The 19,913-nt window shown below is 51.9% G+C and carries 10 protein-coding genes and 1 pseudogene; 7 read left to right on the top strand and 4 right to left on the bottom strand.

What is annotated here, in order from left to right:
* The first annotated feature begins 238 nt into the window (after positions 1–238).
* Positions 239–6,544, top strand: coding sequence for a cadherin-like beta sandwich domain-containing protein (locus BLQ82_RS06305; protein WP_062520660.1), 6,306 nt, complete (start codon positions 239–241; stop codon positions 6,542–6,544).
* A gap of 99 nt (positions 6,545–6,643) precedes the next feature.
* On the opposite strand, the gene BLQ82_RS06300 is transcribed toward BLQ82_RS06305, so the two are convergent.
* A complete protein-coding gene (locus tag BLQ82_RS06300) occupies positions 6,644–7,519 on the bottom strand; it encodes an aldose 1-epimerase family protein (protein ID WP_062520661.1) in 876 nt (291 codons plus the stop codon).
* A gap of 233 nt (positions 7,520–7,752) precedes the next feature.
* Here BLQ82_RS06300 and BLQ82_RS06295 point away from each other — a divergent pair, with 233 nt between their 5' ends.
* The 4 genes from BLQ82_RS06295 (at position 7,753) to BLQ82_RS06280 (ending at position 12,745) form a co-directional block, all read left to right on the top strand.
* Positions 7,753–8,991, top strand: coding sequence for a Zn-dependent hydrolase (locus BLQ82_RS06295; protein WP_062520663.1), 1,239 nt, complete (start codon positions 7,753–7,755; stop codon positions 8,989–8,991).
* Positions 8,992–9,304: 313 nt separating this feature from the next.
* Positions 9,305–10,438 carry an alanine dehydrogenase gene (gene ald, locus BLQ82_RS06290; RefSeq protein WP_062520665.1) on the top strand — a complete coding sequence of 378 codons (1,134 nt, stop codon included), beginning with the start codon at positions 9,305–9,307 and terminating at the stop codon, positions 10,436–10,438.
* A gap of 244 nt (positions 10,439–10,682) precedes the next feature.
* On the top strand, positions 10,683–11,939 hold the full coding sequence (locus BLQ82_RS06285; RefSeq protein ID WP_074647975.1) for a PucR family transcriptional regulator: 1,257 nt from the start codon (positions 10,683–10,685) through the stop codon (positions 11,937–11,939).
* Positions 11,936–12,745 carry a protein-glutamine gamma-glutamyltransferase gene (locus BLQ82_RS06280; protein ID WP_244280708.1) on the top strand — a complete coding sequence of 270 codons (810 nt, stop codon included), beginning with the start codon at positions 11,936–11,938 and terminating at the stop codon, positions 12,743–12,745. Before BLQ82_RS06285 ends, BLQ82_RS06280 begins: the two co-directional genes overlap by 4 nt.
* A gap of 28 nt (positions 12,746–12,773) precedes the next feature.
* On the opposite strand, the gene BLQ82_RS06275 is transcribed toward BLQ82_RS06280, so the two are convergent.
* Genes BLQ82_RS06275 through BLQ82_RS06265 form a run of 3 tightly spaced genes read right to left on the bottom strand, consistent with a single transcriptional unit; the run spans position 12,774 to position 16,586 of the window.
* Positions 12,774–13,064, bottom strand: a complete 291-nt coding sequence (locus BLQ82_RS06275; RefSeq protein WP_062520669.1) for an alpha/beta-type small acid-soluble spore protein — start codon at positions 13,062–13,064, stop codon at positions 12,774–12,776.
* 53 nt (positions 13,065–13,117) lie between these two features.
* Positions 13,118–14,755, bottom strand: coding sequence for a response regulator (locus tag BLQ82_RS06270; RefSeq protein WP_062520671.1), 1,638 nt, complete (start codon positions 14,753–14,755; stop codon positions 13,118–13,120).
* A complete protein-coding gene (locus BLQ82_RS06265; protein ID WP_062520673.1) occupies positions 14,730–16,586 on the bottom strand; it encodes a cache domain-containing sensor histidine kinase in 1,857 nt (618 codons plus the stop codon). Before BLQ82_RS06265 ends, BLQ82_RS06270 begins: the two co-directional genes overlap by 26 nt.
* 129 nt (positions 16,587–16,715) lie before the next feature.
* Here BLQ82_RS06265 and BLQ82_RS06260 point away from each other — a divergent pair, with 129 nt between their 5' ends.
* Positions 16,716–18,188: an ABC transporter substrate-binding protein gene (locus BLQ82_RS06260; RefSeq protein ID WP_062520675.1), complete on the top strand. Its 1,473-nt coding sequence runs from the start codon at positions 16,716–16,718 to the stop codon at positions 18,186–18,188.
* Positions 18,189–18,868: 680 nt separating this feature from the next.
* Positions 18,869–19,913 (top strand): annotated as a pseudogene (locus BLQ82_RS31015) (collagen-like protein); the annotation flags it as partial.

The raw sequence follows: 19,913 nt of genomic DNA, 5'->3' as shown, positions 1-19,913 counted from the left end.
GGGCAAAGGTCTGAATTTTGATGATTAAATGGTTCTGGGACCAGACGGAGGTTTGCTTTGAGTAATTAGTAATAGTTTTTTTTTGAGGATTAACATAAAATTCTATTAATTCGACATAAAATGCAGTGCGCAAAAATCCGATAGAGTAAATATAGGCATTTTTTCATAAAAATCCAGGAGAACGAAAAAAGTCAAGGGTAAACAGGACGGACATCTTAGAAAAAATGGGGCTGAATTTGTGAAATTCAAAAAGAATTCAAGACATTTCATCATGGCTTTAATTTTGATCCTGATCGTTAGTAATTTTTACGGTATACCGTATGTTGCGCAGGCACAGGCATCCGGCCCATTGGACACAGTAATGGAGGATACGCTGGAGCCTGCCGGGCAATCGGTTTCAGTCATTAACAGTAACGGGATTGGCATTACTGAAGTAGATAATACCAACGGACAATGGCAGTACAGCGCAGGAGGAAACTTTTGGTTGTCCATTGTGGCACCTGATCCTGGCAAGATTGCAGTGTTCGGCAGAGATGTGATGATCCGTTTTGTTCCAAAGAAGGATTGGAATGGAGCCGCGCAAATCCGGTATCGGGGATGGCTTGCTTCGGGGGAGTACAGCAGTAATTATGTAAATGTTAATGCTGAATACACCGGAGATGCAGCAAGCTACAGTGAATCGGAACAAGCTGCGCAGATTGAAGTTACGCCAGTTAATGATACACCTTATATTTCTGAGCTTAGCGGCAGCACCTATCTTGATTTTGATGGCAAAGGATATGTTACGATTCCGGATTTGAACATCTATTCCAATTCCCTTACCATCGAAACTTGGGTAAATGCCAGCAGTGCTCCCACGTGGGCCCGTATTTTTGATACCTCATATGGTCCTGATAATTTTAATCTTCACCTTACATTTGAAGGAACTTCAGGAAGAATAGCGCTTGAAGCCTTGCCGCAAAAGGGTCCCAGAGTTAAATCCTATCTGGTGAGAACCTCGGAGCAGCTGCCGTTGAACCAATGGGTACACGTAGCCGCTGTTTATAATGCTGTGGAGAAAAAGGCTTATATCTATTGGAACGGGATTTTGAAAGGCAGCGGCTTTATGGATCTCACAGATATGGCCAAAGGCAGCGCCGCCAATCCCAACATACAGAGACTCTACAATTTTATTGGCGAGAGCACGTGGTCCCAGGATGCCAATTATGTTGGCGGCATAAGAGATTACCGAATCTGGAATAAGGCAAAGACCCAGGCGGAAATTGAGAGCCAGATGAACACAAATCTTGCCGGTACCGAGACTAATCTGATGGTCAACTATAAGTTCAATAATCCTGGAGATGGAGCTGTAGCCAAGGACTCCTCCTCGGGCCAAAGAAACGGAAGTATCATCAGCGGGAAATGGCTGTCCGGGACAGGGTTTAACTCCAACGTGGTGACACCCGTGAACACACCCGTATCCAAACCGTTTAAAGTGACGGATGTCGATGCCGGCGACGTGCTGACGCTTAGTGCAACCTCGTCGAATACGTCGCTTTTGCCGAACGCCAACATCTCATTTTCAGGTGAAGGCTTGGAAAGAAGCATTAATCTGACTCCAACGGCAAATATGACAGGCACCTCTACTATCAAAGTCACCGTAAGTGATGGAATGACTTCGAGTACCAGCAGCTTTTTGCTGAGTGTGGTGGCCGGCAAATTTGATCTGAAATTCATTACGCCTTCTGTAGGGGTGATGGCCCCTGCCTTTAGCAGAGGGATTGTCTATAATAAAGTGCATGTCCCCAACAAAAGCGAAAACAGTCCGAACAACAGCATCAATATTAATGTAGGAGCGGTAAATCCCGCTGATGTGAATGTGGCAGCCTATGCCGACAATGGCTCTGGGGTAAACGTATCGGGAACCTACCCGGTCTTTACGGTCAGCGGCCTGCCAGTGGGTGTATTTAAGCCGGTAAAGATAAAAGTAGCCGATAAATATTCAAGCAACTCCAAGGAATATGTACTGGATGTGATCCGCTATCCGGAGAATGACGCCGGTCTGGCTGCGGCAAATGGGCTTTCCGTATTTAGCTCAGGCACCGGACAAGCCATAGCCCTGTCACCAGGGTACAGCAGCAATACAGGCAACTACACCGCCACAGTCGAGAATAATGTAAGCTCGGTAAAAGTGGATGTTATAAAGTCCAGCATGTTTGCCGCAGCAACACTAAACGGAATAGGCATCGGCTCGGCCGAATCCGCCGCAGCTACCGGGAATGTCAGTCTGGCTTATGGAAAAAATGTGATTTCCGTAGTGTTTACTGCAGAAGACGGCAAGACGGCAAAAACCTATAATATTACAGTTGTGAGGAAGCTGTCCGGTGATGCCAGTCTGACTAATCTGACCGCTTCGCCGGATGGACTGTCGCCGGACTTTGACACCAATCAGTCGGATTATACGATGGCTGTTGCCAACGCTGTAAAGGCTGCGGAATTTACTCCGACAGCCGCCGAAGGTGCAAGCATTAAGGTGAACGGTGTGGATCACCCTAGCGGCATTCCTTTCTCCATAACCAATCTTGCAGCAGGCAATAACAAGTATCTGATTGAGGTAACGGCACAGGACGGAGTGACGAAGAAGTCTTACAGTCTGTTCATTCTGCGTGCGCCTTCGGATGTGGCCGATCTTTCGGACTTGACTGTCTCGTCAGGAACATTGTCGCCTGTGTTCAGCAACGGTGATACCGGGTATTCGGTTGAGGTCCCGAATGAGGTTTCTTCCCTGGAAATCACTCCGAAGCTGCTGGATGCTGCGGCAAGCCTGTCTGTAGACGGGAATGTGCATACGGATGGTACAGCCTACACCCAAAACTTGAATGTCGGAATGAACACAGTCAAGATCGTTGTTGTCTCGCAGAGTGGTGTACGTGAGAAAACAACTCTTGTAAATATTATTAGAAAAGCTTCTTCCAATGCGGATCTGTCCAGCCTGGTTCTTTCAGACGGCCAGCTCGATCCTGCTTATGACAAAAACCAGACCCGGTATGCCGTTACTGTGGACAACCAAGTGTCTGAGCTTGCGGTAACTCCAACACCCGAGGACGTCCATGCAACGGTTAGTCTGAACGGCAACGTGACACCTAACGCTCAGCCAAGATTGGTCGATCTGCAGGTGGGAGTCAACGAGTTCAATGTTCTGGTTCAAGCGGAAGATGGTGTAACCGCGAAGAATTATGTGTTGACGATTATCCGCAAGGCATCTTCTGATGCGGATTTAATCAACATCACATTGTCCGGCAAGCCGCTGTCCGGCGGATTTGACCGTACAACTTCAACCTACTACGAATATGTCGCCAATAATATTGACAGCATGGCTGTTACGGCGACTACAAGTGACGAACAGGCTACTTATACAATCAACGGAGTCCAGTCTGCAGGCGGTGTGCCGGTTCCTTTGAATGTAGGTGAAAATGTAGTTACCATAGCCGTTACGGCCGCTGACAAAGTAACTACCAAGGAATATATGGTAACCATCGTTCGTGCGCCTTCGTCCAATGCGAATTTGCTTGAGCTGACGATGACTGACTTATCGGATAATGCAATCTCCCTTACACCCGTTATGGATACGCTCAGTTATAATGGCACTGTGGAGGATTCGGTTTCAGCAGCGAAGCTGAATGCGGTTGTTGATGATGCAAATGCAAGCACCTCCGTATTTGTGAATGGAGTTTGGATCGAAGATCTGAACGCTGTGCCTTTGGCTACAGGATTAAATGTGATTGAAGTTAATGTCACGGCCCAAGATGGAAGCATGAAGGTATACACCATTAATCTCGTGCGGAATCCAAGCACAGATGCTGCACTTGTAGAGATGAGAATTACCCCTGGCGAACTAACACCGGGTTTCCAGGCAGGGATCAGTGATTATTCGGTCAATGTGGACAATAGTGTAAGCAGCATGGATTTTTCAATTGTGACGAATCATGAGGCGGCAACCTATGTCCTGAAAAAGAATGGAGCCTCCACTGGTGTCGCTGGAAACCGTGTGGTCCTGGATGAGGGAACGAATCAAATTACAGTACAGGTTACAGCTGCTGATGCCGGTACCCAAATGACCTATACAGTTACTGTGAATCGCGCCATTCTGCCGAAGGATTCTTCTCTTAAGGGTTTGACCGTCAGTTCTGTGGCGGGACTGGAGATCCTGGACCCCGGGTTTTCGGCCGAAATCTTCAAGTATTCCTTGTCCGTACCTTATGAAGTGAATCAGGTGGAACTGGATGCGCTAAAAGGAGACTTGAATGCGCGGTTAACCGTAAATGGTGTCACAGTAGATAACCCGATGCTTGTCAAATTAGCAGAAGGGCTAAATACTGTGAACTTAAAGGTAACCGCTCAGGATGGGAAGACAGAAAGTGTATATGAGGTGGGAATCACCCGTAAATCACGCTCCTCCAATGCTGATTTGAACAATATCAGCGTAAATGCCGGAGCTTTGGATCCAGTCTTTGATCCCGCTGTTTCCGAGTATACGGTAGAGGTAGAAAATGACGTGGATTCTATCGCCCTGAACCCGGTAGCGGCTGATGCAAAAGCGGGAAGCCAAATCATTGGAAGAGATGGAGCCTCTCTGAATCATCTGGTTGAAGGAGATAATGTATTTGATATCTTGGTCACTGCGGAGGACGGGACGGTAAAGATTTACACGGTTAAGGTTATTAAGGCCAAGCCTGCAGCTACACCAACACCGACGGTAACGCCGACGGCTACACCAACACCAACGGTAACGCCAACAGCAACGCCGTCGGCAGAACCATCGGCAATGCCGTCGGCAGAACCATCAGTAACGCCATCGACAGGGCCATCGGCAACGCCGACGGCAGGACCATCGGCAACGCCGACGGTGGAACCATCGGCAACACCGACGGTGGAACCAACAGAAACACCAATACCAACGACAGCACCGACGGAAACACCGGCTACACCGACACCGACGGCAACACCAACGGAGGCACCGACGGAGGAGCCAACGGAGAAGCCGACGGAGAAACCAACGGAGAAGCCGACGGAGAAACCAACGGAGGAGCCGACGGAAAAGCCAACAGAAAAACCAACAGAAGCACCGTCTACACCGGCACCGGCCACATCGGCCCCTGTTACACCAACTGCGACAGCGTTGACCGAGCAAATTACCGTGAAGGTGGAATCTGGACAATTGGGTCTAGGCTCTGTATTAGCAGAGACGGTCATTCAACGCACTAAGGATTCAGGCGGAATCCTGCATGATGTGGTCAACTTCACAACGGACCGGGTGGAGGAGGTTGTCCGGAAAATCACCGGAGCTTCGGATAATACAGCCCGGATCATGATCCCGGATGAGAAGGACCAGGTCGCGGATATTAATGTGAATGTTCCTAAAGATGCGATTAAGACACTTGGTGACTCTAACGTGAACCTGGAGATTTTCACGGATAACGTAAGAATTCTTATAGCACAATCATCATTGGATAATTTCACAGAAGATCTGTTCTTCCACGTTGTGCCAATTAAAGACCAGCCATTGCGCAAAGAGGTCGAAGACCGGGCCAGAATCGAGCGGATTGTCAGAGAAATAGCAGCGGACAAACAAATTGATGTTGTGGCCCGTCCGATGACTATTGAAACCAATATGCAGAGCAGACCGGTTACAATTACGCTTCCTCTGCGTGACGTGCAGCTCCCGGCCACTCTCCCGGAGAGAGAAGACTTCCTGTCCAATCTGGTGATCTTCATAGAACATAGTGACGGTGACAAAGAGCTGAAGAAGGCGAAAATTGTTGATTACAAGCCGGGCGAACTTGGCCTGCAGTTCAATGTAGACAAATTCAGTACATTCACCATTCTGAACATGGAGGGCTGGGAGCGGTATTTGGCGGCAGCAGAGGCAGCGCAGCTGCAGCAGAACCAGAACCATCACAAAGCCTTCATTACCGGCTATTCCGATGGAACCTTCAAGCCGAATCATTCCATTACCCGTGCGGAAATGGCGGCAATACTGGCAAGAAACCTCGGCTACGATGCATCCGCAGCACCGGCTGTCTCCTCTTACCCGGATGTGAGGGACAGCCACTGGGCGAAAGGTGCCATTGAATTTGTCAAAGCGGCAGGACTAATGCAAGGCAACGAAAAAGGCCGGTTCCTGCCGGATGCTCCTATCAGCCGCGGCGAAATGGCCGCCATTGCGTCGAGATATAAGAAGCTGGACACTACAGCCGCTGCATCCGGCGGCGGATTCAAGGATACGGCTGGCCACTGGGCTGCCAAAGACATTGAGGCCGCAAGCAAGGCGGATATTATTAACGGATACGGGGATGGTACGTACCGTCCAAGCGGTAACCTGACACGTGCGGAAGCCGTAAAGGTTGTCAATCGTCTATTCGGACGCGGGCCGCTATATGGTATTGCAACCCCAAGCTGGCCTGACGTACCGGCGACAAACTGGGCTTACCATGAAATTGAGGAAGCTTCTATTGACCACACTTTCACAGTGAGGAATGAAGGCGGAGAAACGCTCAGTCAATAGATCATATGAAGACAAAGAAGGCCGCAGCACCTGACAGGTGACTAACGGCCTTCTTTGTCTTATTCAAGGGATGGAAAGGTGTGGTGGCGCGAGCGGCCTTTAATCAATTTTTATGGTCAAGGAACTGGTGAAATTATCTCCTGGAGCCAGGGTGACAATACCTTCTTTTTCCGGAAGCTCCCCTTGGAATGTATCGCTGTCTGCGAATCCCTGCCATGGTTCGATGCACAAAAAAGGCGCATTGGGCTTCTGCCAGATGCCGAGATCCGGGAAGCCTTCGAAGGATACGGCGACGCTTTTTTCGGTGAGCTTGCTTTTCAGCGTGATCGTCCGGGAAGCTACATTCTGGAAGACCAGCGCGTCGTCCTTGAACATTTCATGGGTTAACGGAAGAATGCGCTCACCGCTCAGCACTGTCTCCGTTTGCCCGCTGATCCGCAGTCCGGCACTATTCAGAAACTCCCGATCCAGCGTTTCGTTCTCGGAGAACTCAAGTACATAATCGCTGAAGCTTCCGTTCTCATCCAGCGGGCAGTTGAAGGCAGGGTGTGTGCCTAGCTGAAAGAAGATGTTCTGCCCATCGATGTTCTCCACCCGGTATTCCAGCTTAAGGGTGCTTTCGTTCAGCGTGTATGTAATATACAAGTTGAATTGGAACGGATAGCTGGACAGGGTATGCTCGCTGCTGGTAAGCCGGAAGACCGCACGGGATTCGCCCGCTTCAACGATTGTAAATTCGCTGCGTCTGGCGAAGCCGTGATTGGCAAGCTTATACGTTTGTCCCTGCACCCGGATCTCTCCGCTGCGGACAGCGCCGATGATTGGGAACAGCACCGGAGAACGGCCTGTCCAATAGGCGGCGTCCCCGCTCCAGATATATTCAGTGCCAGTATCGTTTTTGGTGAAGCTGACAAGCTCCGCTCCGAGGCTGCTGATCTCAGCCTGTGCTGAGCCGCTGCGCAAAATAGTGTTCATAGGTTTACTCCCCTTTCCATTTGGTTGGCCAGCTCCGTTCACTGCTGACTGCTCATATTCTACCAAACTTTTGCATGAGCGTTGTAACACATCGTGTACAATTCCCAAAAATAATTATTACAGAGTGTAAAATGACAATTCCGGGGATTGGTATAACATATATAGAAAGCGATGATTCTGTATAAAACGGACTTAAAGCAACAAATGGGTGAGAGTAACGGAGGGATAGGGCCATGCAGCTGAAGCAAATATTCGTGAACGGCGGGAGATTGAAGGATACGATTGAGGTCTTTGCCGACTTTGGGCGTACGGAGAATAATGGTGTGACCCGGCTGTCGCTGTCGGAGCAGGATGTCAAGGTGCGGAATTATTTTGCTGCGTGTTGTGAAGAGCTGGGAATGTCGGTAAAAGCCGATGATATGGGAACCATGTACGCCACCCTCGAAGGAACGGAAGCGGGGCCGCCTGTGGTGATTGGCTCGCATTTGGACACAGTCAAAAAGGGCGGCCGCTTCGATGGAGTGCTTGGAGTCATTGCCGGTCTGGAAGTGGTGCGGACCCTGGTTGACTATGGCATCAAGCCCCGGCTGCCGGTGACGGTGATGAATTTCACGAATGAGGAAGGCGCGCGGTTCGAGCCTTCAATGATGGCCTCCGGTGTGCTCTCCGGCAAGTTCGACAAGGCGGAGATGCTGAAGAAGAAGGACCCGGAAGGGACGACCTTTGCGGAAGCGCTGGAAGCGGGCGGGTATGCGGGGGATGCTGCGAACCGGATTAAGGAAGCAACGGCCTATCTGGAGCTGCATATCGAGCAGGGACCCGTGCTGGAAAAAGAAAACCTCTCCATCGGCCTGGTCGACTGCGTCGTGGGCATGGCCTGCTATGAGATTGAGGTGACGGGCGAATCTGACCACGCCGGAACCACGCCGATGGATATGCGGAAGGATGCCCTGTTTGCCGCGGCCGATCTGATTACGGAGCTGCGCAGCAAGCTGGGGGTGCTGGATTCGGAGCTGGTCTTCACCATGGGCCGCATGAACGTGCTGCCTAACATTCATACGGTAATCCCGAATAAGGTGATTTTCACTGTTGAAGCCAGACATAAGGATATGGACATTGTGCGCACGGTGGAAGAGATTATCAATGGCCTGCCTGAAGAGCTGCTGGGCTGTACCATCGCAAAGACCAGGCTATGGGGCCGGGATACGGTGTGGTTCGATCCTGAAATCTGCGCATTGGTAGAACAAGCGGCTTCGCGACTAGGCTACAGCAGCAAAAAAATGGCCAGCGGAGCCGGGCATGATGCCCAGTTTGTGGCCGGTTTTCTGCCATCGGCCATGATCTTTGTGCCCAGCGTCAACGGCAAAAGCCACTGTGAGGAGGAGCTGACCTCCTATGAGGAATGCGAGCAGGGGGTTAATGTCGTACTGGAAACGGTCCTTAGTATATTAGCCAAGCAATCAATGGAATGAAACCTAACACTTATTTTGAGTATTTGAGTGATTGCACTTGTGAAGATAAAAGATGATTTCCAGTCTGTCATATAAATTACCATAAGAAGGACACCGGAGACGGTGTCTTTTTGTTGGGTTTGAAGATCGTTTTGGCAGATACCCCAGTTGGGTAGTCGTTTAAGCATAGGGTTACATAGCGTTTTCACCCCTTCCATTGTGTTAAAACACAATCATGGCAGATAAAGTTTTTCTTTTTACCCAAAATGAAAAATGAAGTCATGTGTTATCATTCTTTACATAAGAGAAACGCATTAGACAGGAGCGATGAGCCATGATTATTGGAGTACCCAAGGAAATTAAAAATAACGAAAACCGTGTCGCCATTACACCTGCAGGAGTCGTAAGTCTGGTAGCCGATGGGCATAAAGTGCTGGTGGAAGCGGGAGCCGGAACAGGCAGCGGATTCCTGAATGAAGAGTATGCTGCAGCCGGTGCTGAGCTGATCACTGAAGCCTCCGCTGTATGGGCTGCCGCTGAGATGGTTATGAAGGTCAAAGAGCCGCTTGAAAGCGAATATAGCTACTTCCGGCCGGGCCTGATCCTCTTCACTTACCTGCACCTGGCACCGGAGCCAACGCTGGCTTCCGCGCTGAAGGACAAAGGCGTCTTCGCCATCGGATATGAAACGGTTGTGGACGGACGGACACTTCCGCTGCTCACTCCCATGAGTGAAGTGGCCGGACGCATGTCCGTGCAGCTTGGCGCCCAGTTCCTGCAGAAGAACTATGGCGGCCAAGGCATCCTGCTCTCGGGTGTGCCCGGCGTCAGCAGAGGCAAGGTCAGCATTATCGGCGGCGGTGTAGTCGGCACGAACGCAGCCAAGATGGCGATCGGGCTCGGTGCCGAAGTGACGATTGTGGATCTCAGCGCGGACAGACTCCGCCAGCTGGATGATATTTTTGGCGCACAGATTAGCACGCTGATTTCCAATCCTTACAACATTGCCAGGGCTGTAGCCGAAGCGGATCTGCTGGTAGGTGCAGTGCTGATCCCCGGTGCGAAAGCGCCGAAGCTGGTTACCGAAGAAATGGTCAAGACGATGAAGCCGGGCTCCGTCATTGTTGACGTAGCGATTGACCAGGGCGGTATTGTGGAAACCATTGACCGGGTAACCACACATGACCATCCTGTATTCGAGAAACACGGCGTACTGCATTACTCGGTAGCCAACATGCCGGGCGCTGTCGCCAAAACCTCAACCATAGCTCTAACCAACGTTACGGTTCCTTATGCGCTGCAAATTGCCAATAAAGGCGTGTTCAAGGCGATCGAAGACAATGCCGGCCTGAAGAGCGGCGTCAACGTAGCCAATGGCAAAATCACCTGCCAGGCCGTGGCAGAGGCTCTTGGGGAGGAGTACTACACGGTGGAGCAAGCAGTAGAACAGGATTTCACCCTGATCTAGCGCAAGCGAACCGGTCACAGGCAGAAGTAGAGAGAACAGAGGAGAGCAATAATTGGGGCAGTCCGGTGAGCGATCATCCGGGCTGTTTTTTGTGGCTCGCCCTGAAATCCTTCTTCAGTTTGCATTATCGAATTATACCGGCTTGACGGGGAGCCGCCCTATAGTCAGCCGCAAAGCTGCGGGCTATAATGAAATCACTAATAAGACAAGATTTCGGCTATTTTTTCAGGTTGGGGTGGGGACAATGACAGATTCTGAGCCATCATTTGATCGTTTTTTTGACAGTATGGAATCTCTGGCGGATACCCTCAGCGAGTCGCTGCAGTCGCAGGTGACGATTGAGGACAGCAATCATCACGTGATCGGATACAGCTCCCATCAGTTCGAGAGCGATCCTGCGCGAATCTCCACCATTATCGGCAAACGTGTGCCGAACACGGTCATCATCGGCCTGCGCAAAAAAGGCGTGATGCACCAGCTTGAGAACACCGCGCATCCCATCCGCATCCCGGCGGTCATGGAAGTGGGGCTTGGCCCAAGGCTGGCGATGTGCATCCGGCATCATCAGGAGATCCTCGGCTATATCTGGGTCGTGGACAGAGGCAATCTGGCCGAGGGGCATGCCGAGCGCGTAGTCGAGAAGGCCGCCGGGATAGCCGGGCGGTATCTGCTGAAGCAGCGCGGCTGGAAGACCAGGCAGGAGAAGGCGCATGAAGATTTTTTCTGGAAGCTGCTGACCTCCCATTACGAAACGGAGCCGCGTATCCGCCAGGAGGCTGAAGGCTCCTCGATTCTTTTGCCGGAGAGCTATTATATCGGGGTGCTGGAGAGTGACAAAACCGTCGACGACCGGTTTGTACAGCGGTTCCGCCAGCTGATGGAAACGGATGCCAACCAGCGGCTGCTGTTTCTGACCGCTGAGCATAACCGGCTGATTATCCTGTTCTCCTTTTTGTTCCCGGTGGAGGAGCCGGAGCGGCTGTTTTCGTTCGTGCAAAAGCTGATTCAAGAGCTCGGCCAAAGCGAAAGCTGTGTTCTGACAGCAGGCTGCAGTCCCGGCTACCGGGAATACCTCTCTGCTGCTGCTGCATACCGGGAAGCTCTCACCATCCTTGAGATCAAAAAGCTGCTGCCCTATCATACCCGCCACCTGCTGCTGTATGAGGAAATCGGTTTTTGGGCGTACATTCCGGCGATTATGGAGCAGAAACGGAGCCGGACGCGCAACAGCCGGCTGCTCTATCCGCTGAAGGCGCATGACCGCGAGCATAAAAGCGATTTTCTTAAAACCATCGCTGTCTATCTGACGCTGAACGGCAATCTCAAGGAAGCTGCGGCCTTTCTGCATATCCACACCAACACCTTAATGTACCGGCTGAACCGGATCGCTGAGATTACGGGCCGGAGCCTCAAGGAAACCGAGTACCGCACCTCGGTCTATCTGGACATTCTGACGGAGGAGACTGCCCAGGTCAACAGCTGGTTTCAGGAAGGACAATGACTGTACCCAAACTGCTGCGCACCAACCGGAGGCCCGACACGTACAATAACCTATCTATTGTGACAAGAAAGGGGAAATGGATAGTGGCCTATGGATATGGGAATCCTGTCTCGGGATTCGAACGGAGTATGAGGGAACGGATCATTGAAACAGCCAAGGCGATGAGTGTTGGAGGCACGGATTTTTCCACCTTTAAAGATTCGCGCTGCAACCCGAAATATTGGATTCGTACCGCGAACGGGGGGTTCCAGCTGCGGAGCGACGTCACCCCTTCGGCAGCAATCAAGGATATTTTTGTGAACGGGCGGCTGTACGCTTTCGAATGCGCCATGGCGATGGTCATGATTTTCTACAAGGCAACGATTGATATGATTGGGGAGGATGCGTTTAACCAGCATTTCACGGATTTGTTCCTGTGGGACTGGAACTATGACAGCAACCTGCGGATGATCACTACGTTTGATCCATCGGAAATGCAGCCTGGAGACGTGGTATACTTCAAAAACCCTGACCATGATCCGGAAAAGCCGGAATGGCAGGGTGAAAATGCGGTAATGCTCGGCAATGACAGCTATTATGGACACGGGCTGGGGATCAAAAGTGCAAACGCCATGATTGCATCGCTTAACCGGGAAAGAGTTCCCGGAAGCCGGATTTCGGCATATCTCACGGATGAAGCGCTTCACCCGGATTTTGCCTATCTTCAGACGCTGTCCAGCCGGACTGCCGTGCCTCTGAAGAGAAGCAGCGATGCACGGAATAAGATTTTCTCCAGAATTGGGGTTAAATCCTACGTCATTAAATAGGAGACGGAGCGTTGGCTCCGTCCCGGAATTATCTGGACTGCTGCTCCGTATTCGCCAGCTGCTCCTGGGCCAGACGGATCATTTCCCGAACCATGGAACCGCCGATCTTCCCGCCGACCTGGCCTGCCGATTCTGTAGTCAGCGTCCCGTTGTTGCCTGGCTGCAGAGGGATGCCAAGCTCCTTTGCCACTTCATATTTGACGTCGTCGGGCCGGTCTGGATCAACCCTGTAACCTTCATTTTTCATTACATTGGCCTTAAGGGTCTGCATTCCCTGTGCTACCCCTGGCACTGCATATCTTCTGTTTCTTCTCGCCATACGGACTCACTCCCTTGCTGTCTTTGCCTTAAGTTGCCCGGAAGTGCAAGGGTTCATTCCCTTTGGGTCTGCTGGTTGCGCGACCGGTATTTGAGCGGATGCACACCGGCGGATTTTTTAAAGACCGTGCTGAAATAATGCGGGTTCTCATAACCGACAAGCTCAGAGATTTCCATGACCTTAAGATCCGTAGTGCTGAGCAGCTCCTTGGCCTTGTCGATGCGGATTCTGGTGATGTAGTCCGTCAGCGTTTCGCCGGTTTCTTTTTTGAAAATAAGGCTGATGTAGTTGGGGGTCAAAAAAACCTCCTCGGCGATCCGTGCAATGGACAGCTCTTGGGCGTAGCCTGCCTGGACAATCGCTTTGATTCTGTTGATGGTTTTGCTGTTCCTGGAGCTGTTTTTGCCGGCCATATAGGCACTGAGATCATAGAAAAGAGAAAGCACGTAAGTCTTCAGCCCGGATAAATTCTTATGCCTGTAAAGAGTATCCATGATCGTCAGCCGGTCCTGCAGCACATGATCAATATCCTCATCCAGCTCATAGAGGGCTCTTGCAGAGGTGAAAATCATCTCGGCGCAGATGCTCTGCACATAATCGATTTGCAGCTTGGGGGCGGCCAGCCGGTCGAACAGCTTCTCCAGAAGTTCCATCACTTGCCCGGTATGCCCTGCCTTCAGCTCATTCATCAGCCGGGTATGGAATTTGTAAAAAAAGGCGCTCTGCAGAGTCTCCGTACCAGGCTGGATATCCTTGAGGTGAAGAATGGAGCGGCTGCCGGCGTAAAAGGTATGCACCAGCGCAGCCAGCGCATCTTTATAGGAGTCCTCCAGTTCACTTACGCGGGTGCAGGCTCTGCCGACCCCAATGGAGGCATCCAGCCGCAGATACTTGTGAATGCTGCCAATGATCTTTTCACAGAAGCCTGTGATGGCGCCTTCGCCGGGAGAAGCATCCTCATCCTGGCCGAAGATGATTATAAATTCATTCTCACTGGCGGCAAAAGAGACTCCGCCGGGCGGGCGCTCCAGGCATTCGCTGATGATATTCTGAATGGAAAAGTACAGCAGCTGCTTGTCATCCTCCGAAAATTTGTCGACCGCGCTCTGATAGTCATCCAACTGCAGCACGCCTGCCGTCAGGACGCCGCCTAGCCTGAAGGGAAGCTGGAAATAGCCAATTTTCTCCCATATCTCCCCTTCATCCCGGTACAGCCCTGCAACCCAGTTCTGCAGAAATTTCTCGCGGATCAGCGGCATATGGGTCTGCATTTGCCTGCGCAGCTGCTCCACGTTCATCTGCTGGTCTTTCTCCCCGCGGAGCCGGGAGACGACATCCTGAAAGACCTCCCGTAATTCCGGCAATTTGACGGGCTTCAGTATATACCCCTCGGCATTGACTTTCAGCGCACTTTGGGCATAGGAGAAGTCCTGGGCCCCGCTGATAATAATGATGCGGGTCCGGCATTGCCCGGCCTTCAGCTTCTCGGCCACTTCCAGGCCGCCCAGCAGGGGCATCATAATATCCGTAAAAAGAATGTCCGGCTGCAGCTCCATACATAATTCATAGGCCTCCTGTCCGTCCGAGGCTTCTCCGATAATCTCGATGCCGAACTCCTCCTGCCAGTTGAACACCTGGATCAGACTTCTGCGGATAAATGGCTCATCATCCGCCACGATCATCGTCAGCATCTTCCATCACCTCGTTCCATGTAGTCACGACCGGAAACCGGACCACGGCCAAGAGGCCGCGCTGGTCTTCGGTATTGGCATAATAACGGATGCCATAGGCCCCGCCAAAAAATTGCTGGATTCTGGTATGCACATTGCGAATGCCATAGGACTCATTGCCTGGCTGCTTATCTGTCAGCAGCTGGTTCAGCCGCTCCGGATCTGCGCCCACTCCATCGTCAAACACGGACACACAGAGAATATCCTGGGACCGCTCCACCCGGATGCGGATTTTGCCTTTGCCCCGCCGTTTCTGTATGCCGTGGATAATGGCATTTTCCACCAGCGGCTGAAGGCTCAGCTTGACGACCAGGCATTCCTCCAGCACCTGGGTGTCCGTCTCCTCCAACTCGTATTCCAGCTTATCCTGGAAGCGGAACTGCTGAATTTGCAGGTAGCTGTCCACCTGCCGCAGCTCATCGCGCAGCGGGATGATATTCCGGCCTTTGCTCAGGCTGTACCGGAAGAAATCGGACAGCGAGGTAACCATATTGCTGATCTCGGGAATGTCATGATTGATCGCAATCCAGTTGATCGAATCCAGCGTGTTATAGAGGAAATGCGGATTGATCTGGGCTTGAAGTGTTTTGAGTTCGGCTTCTTTTTTGCGCAGCTCCGTAACGTATAGCTTGTCGATGAGTGCTTTGATTTGCTGGAGCAGCTTATTATAGCGGTTGAACAAATAGGAGAATTCGTCCTTGCGCCGGTAGCGGATAATAATGTTGAAGTTGCCGCTCTCGGCATGGGACATCGACTGGATGAATTTACGGATAGGGGCCGAGATATTCTCCGACAGCAGCAGGGCCATCATCAGCGAGATGAGCATGCAGATGCCGATGGCGATATACATGACACGCTGGAATGAAGCCAGCTCTCCATTAAGCTCGTTTACGGGGGAGAAGGAGAGGATCGTCCAGCCCGTTTCGGGTATTTTGATGTAGGAGACCAGCATGTTCTCCCCTTGGATCACCTGGCGGAAGGAATGGAGGGTACTGCCGCCGCCTTCAACGGTTTTCATTTGGCTGTAATAGTCCTGTGTGCTGATGTTCTGTCCCAGGAGTGCCGCGTCCGGGCTGATGGCAATCGTTCCGGTCTGGTCGGCGATATAAATCCGGCTGCCCGCCGTGGGCTTGTAATGGACCAGCAGATTATCGAATTCCGTTACAGGAATATCGATGGTCAGCAGCCCGACATAGGGAAGCTGGGCATGGCGGATACCGAACAGGCGCTTCGCAAATTTCAGGGTGAACCTGGCGTCCAGCGAGCTGAGCCCGACCACGGTGAAATCAGACCTGGGCGGAATGCCGAGGTACCACGGCTTCAGTGAAATCAGATCGATATTGAATACCCGTCTGGAGAAATTATACTGTGTATATTCCGGGCGGTTCAGCATATATAGCATAGGAACAAAGCTGCTTCCTGCGGTTCCGCCGCCGGAAAAGTTCTCCAGAATTTTGTTCAGCGCGGCCAGTTCATTAATGATTCCAGTACTGTCTGTCGGACGGTTGGAGGAGATCAGGTCAGCGAACTCTGTATTGAGATATAGCGAGATCATGGCATTATCCGCAGCGGCAAACCGCTGGGCCAGATTGTCCTGAACCAGGTTCAGGTTGTTTTCGATCGATGTATGGACATTGCGGGTGATAATACCGGCTGATTTGTTATATACCGTAACGGAGATGATTGTGGTCGGTAGGAGGACGAGAAAGAGGAAGTAGAGGATAAGTCTGCTGCGAATACTGAAGTTGTACAGAAAGAGGGTTTTAGACAGAGTATCAAATAATTTCTTCATCTGAACCCCCCTTCAGTTCTGCGGACAATCTTCTCTTGCCATTTAATAGGGATTAATGGAAAATATCATTCAATAGATGGTATTCATTGTAAAACGGGTACGCCACGCTGTCAACGCAGGAGGTGAAGGATGAAACGGCTGTTATTCTATATTATTGGCCTGGCTCTATGCGGTCTTGTCGTGTATGCCCTCGCCTATGACCGTCCGCTGCTGGTGGAGTTTAGCCCGGAACCGGTGCCTAAGGCTGCCCCCAAGATTCAAGTCCGGGTTGCGCTAAACGACTGGACGGAGAACCTGGAGGTAAAAAACGCGATCCGGCAATTCAACGGGAGCAATCCCGATCATATTGAAATTGTAATGGTCAACCTGTCTGCGGATACTTACAATGATATGCTCAACATGCTGATGACTTCAGGCCAGGGGCCGGATGTGTTCAGCGTGGATAACAGCTGGCTGGCAACCTATGTGAACAAAGGGTATCTTACTAATTTGAACTCCTACTTAGACCCCGCTGATCTGAACAGATTTCCGGAGTGGGCCCGGGATTATGCCCACAGCTCCCTGTTCAAGGGAGGAGTTTACTTCATGCCCTCCAGTATTGAAACTGTCCGGCTTATCTATAACAAGCAGCTGTTCCGCAGTGCCGGTCTGGACCCGGAGCGGCCGCCCGTTACCTTCGAGGAAGTGAAGCAGGCCGCTGGCAGGATCAGCCGGGCCGGGGTAGGCGTGAATAAATACGGTTTTGCACTAGCCGGGGGAGACAGCCAGGACAGCTTGCAGACGGGGCTGGAGATGTCCAATACTTACAGTGGGGTCTATCTGTATAACTACCGGACCGGACGTTATGATCTCAGTGTGTACGCTCCCTGGCTGCAGCTGCTGTTGGACATGAAGACGGAGGGCAGTCTGTATCCCGGAGAGACGCTGCTGAAGCGGGACAGTGCGCTCAGGCAATTTGCCGACGGCAACATCGGCATGATGTATGCAACCAGCAAAGATTATGTGAAACTGCAGGAATATATGCCAAAAGATGACTGGGGGGTGGCTCTGCCGCCCGTGACATCTTCAGCCAGCGAGGGCCGCGGGGCGCTTATGATGATTCCGCACTCTCCGCTGGCGGTGAATAGCAGTGCCCCGGATCAGGAAGCAGCAGTGAAGGTGTGGAAGTTCCTGCAGTCAGAAGCCTTCCTGAACATTCTGTTCCAGCAGGCTTTGGCGGTGCCTGTGGTAGACGGCATCACGGACCTGCCGGGCCGGGTTCCCGGTCTGGGCCATTTTAAGGAGTTTTACCCTACCGCAGAGGAATCTATTTACCCGCTCGCTCCGCAGATTATGGATCAGTACGATCCGAACACCGTATCGGTTGAGCCGCGCGACTCTGGGGACCGCCCCCGGATGCAGCTCTACCTGCAGATCCTTTCCGGCGGGGTAAGTGCAGGCGAAGGGCTCCGCGCGGAAAGCGGCCGTCTGAATCAGATGCTGGACATTGCGGCTACCGGATATTCGTTCAAGCATGAAGAGTACATCTACCCGGACTTCAATCCCCGCGCGCCGCTGAAGGCCGAAAGCCTGGAGAGCCGGTTGAATGCCGGGCAGGATTAACCAAAGGGGAGAGAGGTGGCCCGTTGCCATTCGAGCACGGTACGGCCACGGGGGATAACAACCGTTGCATCAGTTAAAGGGAAGGCTGTTTCTAAAAGCCACGGGGCTTAGGAACAGTCTTTTTTGCTTTGGCGTCGAATGGCCGAACCGCGTACCGTCGAACCTACGAACCGCCAGACCGTCTAACTGTCAAATCGGCGAATCGTCTAACCGAACCGTCAAACTGTCAAACCGCCAAACCATCGAACCGTCAAACCGCCAACCGTCGATCAGGGAGGCGAGGCTTAGGTGGAAAAAGTAAAACTAATCTAAGAAGAACCGCTCCGCAGCGGGGATTAGTGGGAATTAGTAGACTTATTTCCGGTAAATCTGGCGTAGATGAGGGAAGATGGCCATATTAGTGATACTTTTTCCCACTAAAGGCCGCTTGAGGCTCAAATTATTCGGATTAGTGGTACTTTTTCCACTTTGACTTGTTGTCGCCGTCCCTGCAGATCCAAAGGGGTATACCAGTTGTGCGCAAGCTTGCAGTCGTTACGTCCACGCATCATGCCATATGTTGGAATATTACTATATAAATCGCTTTGGAGTGCTGCTAGTGCTAGATTCCTTAAAAAGAACGAAGCTATGCCAGCCAGAGGTGAGAGATTTGAAATCCAATATAAAGGAGAACTGGAGAGATGAGTTTTTTTTCAACGGGTCCGATAGAAAATAATGCGGTCAGCGGTGTAAGACCCACTCAGTCAGTGACCCTCCGAATTGATAACCGCAGCAGCTCACTAGCTTCTACGGTGTCAGTTGAAGGTTACTACATGAGCGGAGGTATGCGGAACTTGTACGTGAGCCAATCCTTTAATTTGGCTCCTAATCAAGTGGTGACCAACAACTACTTTGCTGATCTGGACGCATTTGAGTTTATTTTTACAACGCCAAGTCCAAGCCCGGCAAATGATCCTGTGCAGATTTCATTCTGGGGGAAGAGCAGTACGGGGCAACTGGTAACAGCTCATCGTCTGGTATCCGCTGAACTGCTGGGAGAATCCCCAGGGGTAACAGGAGCGACCGGGGCAACTGGAGCGACTGGTGCAACGGGGGCGAGCGGGGGAACAGGTGCGACGGGAGCAACTGGAGCAACTGGGGCAACTGGTATAACTGGTGCAACTGGAGGGACTGGAGTAACAGGTGCGACTGGTGTGACTGGTGCAACCGGGGTGACCGGTGCGACGGGAGCAACTGGAGCAACTGGGACAACTGGTATAACTGGTGCAACTGGAGGGACTGGAGTAACAGGTGCGACAGGTGTGACTGGTGCAACCGGGATAACGGGGGCGACTGGAGTTACAGGTACAACAGGTGCGACCGGAGAAACGGGAGCGACTGGAGTTACAGGTGCAACGGGTGCGACCGGGGAAACGGGAGCGACTGGAGTTACAGGTACAACAGGCGCAACCGGAGAAACGGGAGCGACTGGAGTTACAGGTGTGACCGGCGCGACTGGGGAAACGGGAGCGACTGGGGTTACAGGTGTGACTGGCGCAACCGGGGAAACGGGAGCGACTGGAGTTACAGGTGCGACTGGCGCAACGGGTGAACCCGGAGCGACTGGAGTTACAGGTGCAACGGGTGCAACCGGGGAAACGGGAGCGACCGGAGTTACAGGTGCAACGGGCGCAACCGGGGGGACGGGAGCGACAGGGGTTACAGGTGTAACAGGTGCGACCGGGG

Source organism: Paenibacillus jilunlii, from assembly GCF_900102965.1.
Lineage (GTDB): Bacteria > Bacillota > Bacilli > Paenibacillales > Paenibacillaceae > Paenibacillus_AQ > Paenibacillus_AQ jilunlii.
Note: the sequence above shows the minus strand (reverse complement) of the source record. Positions and strands in the feature narration are given on the sequence as shown.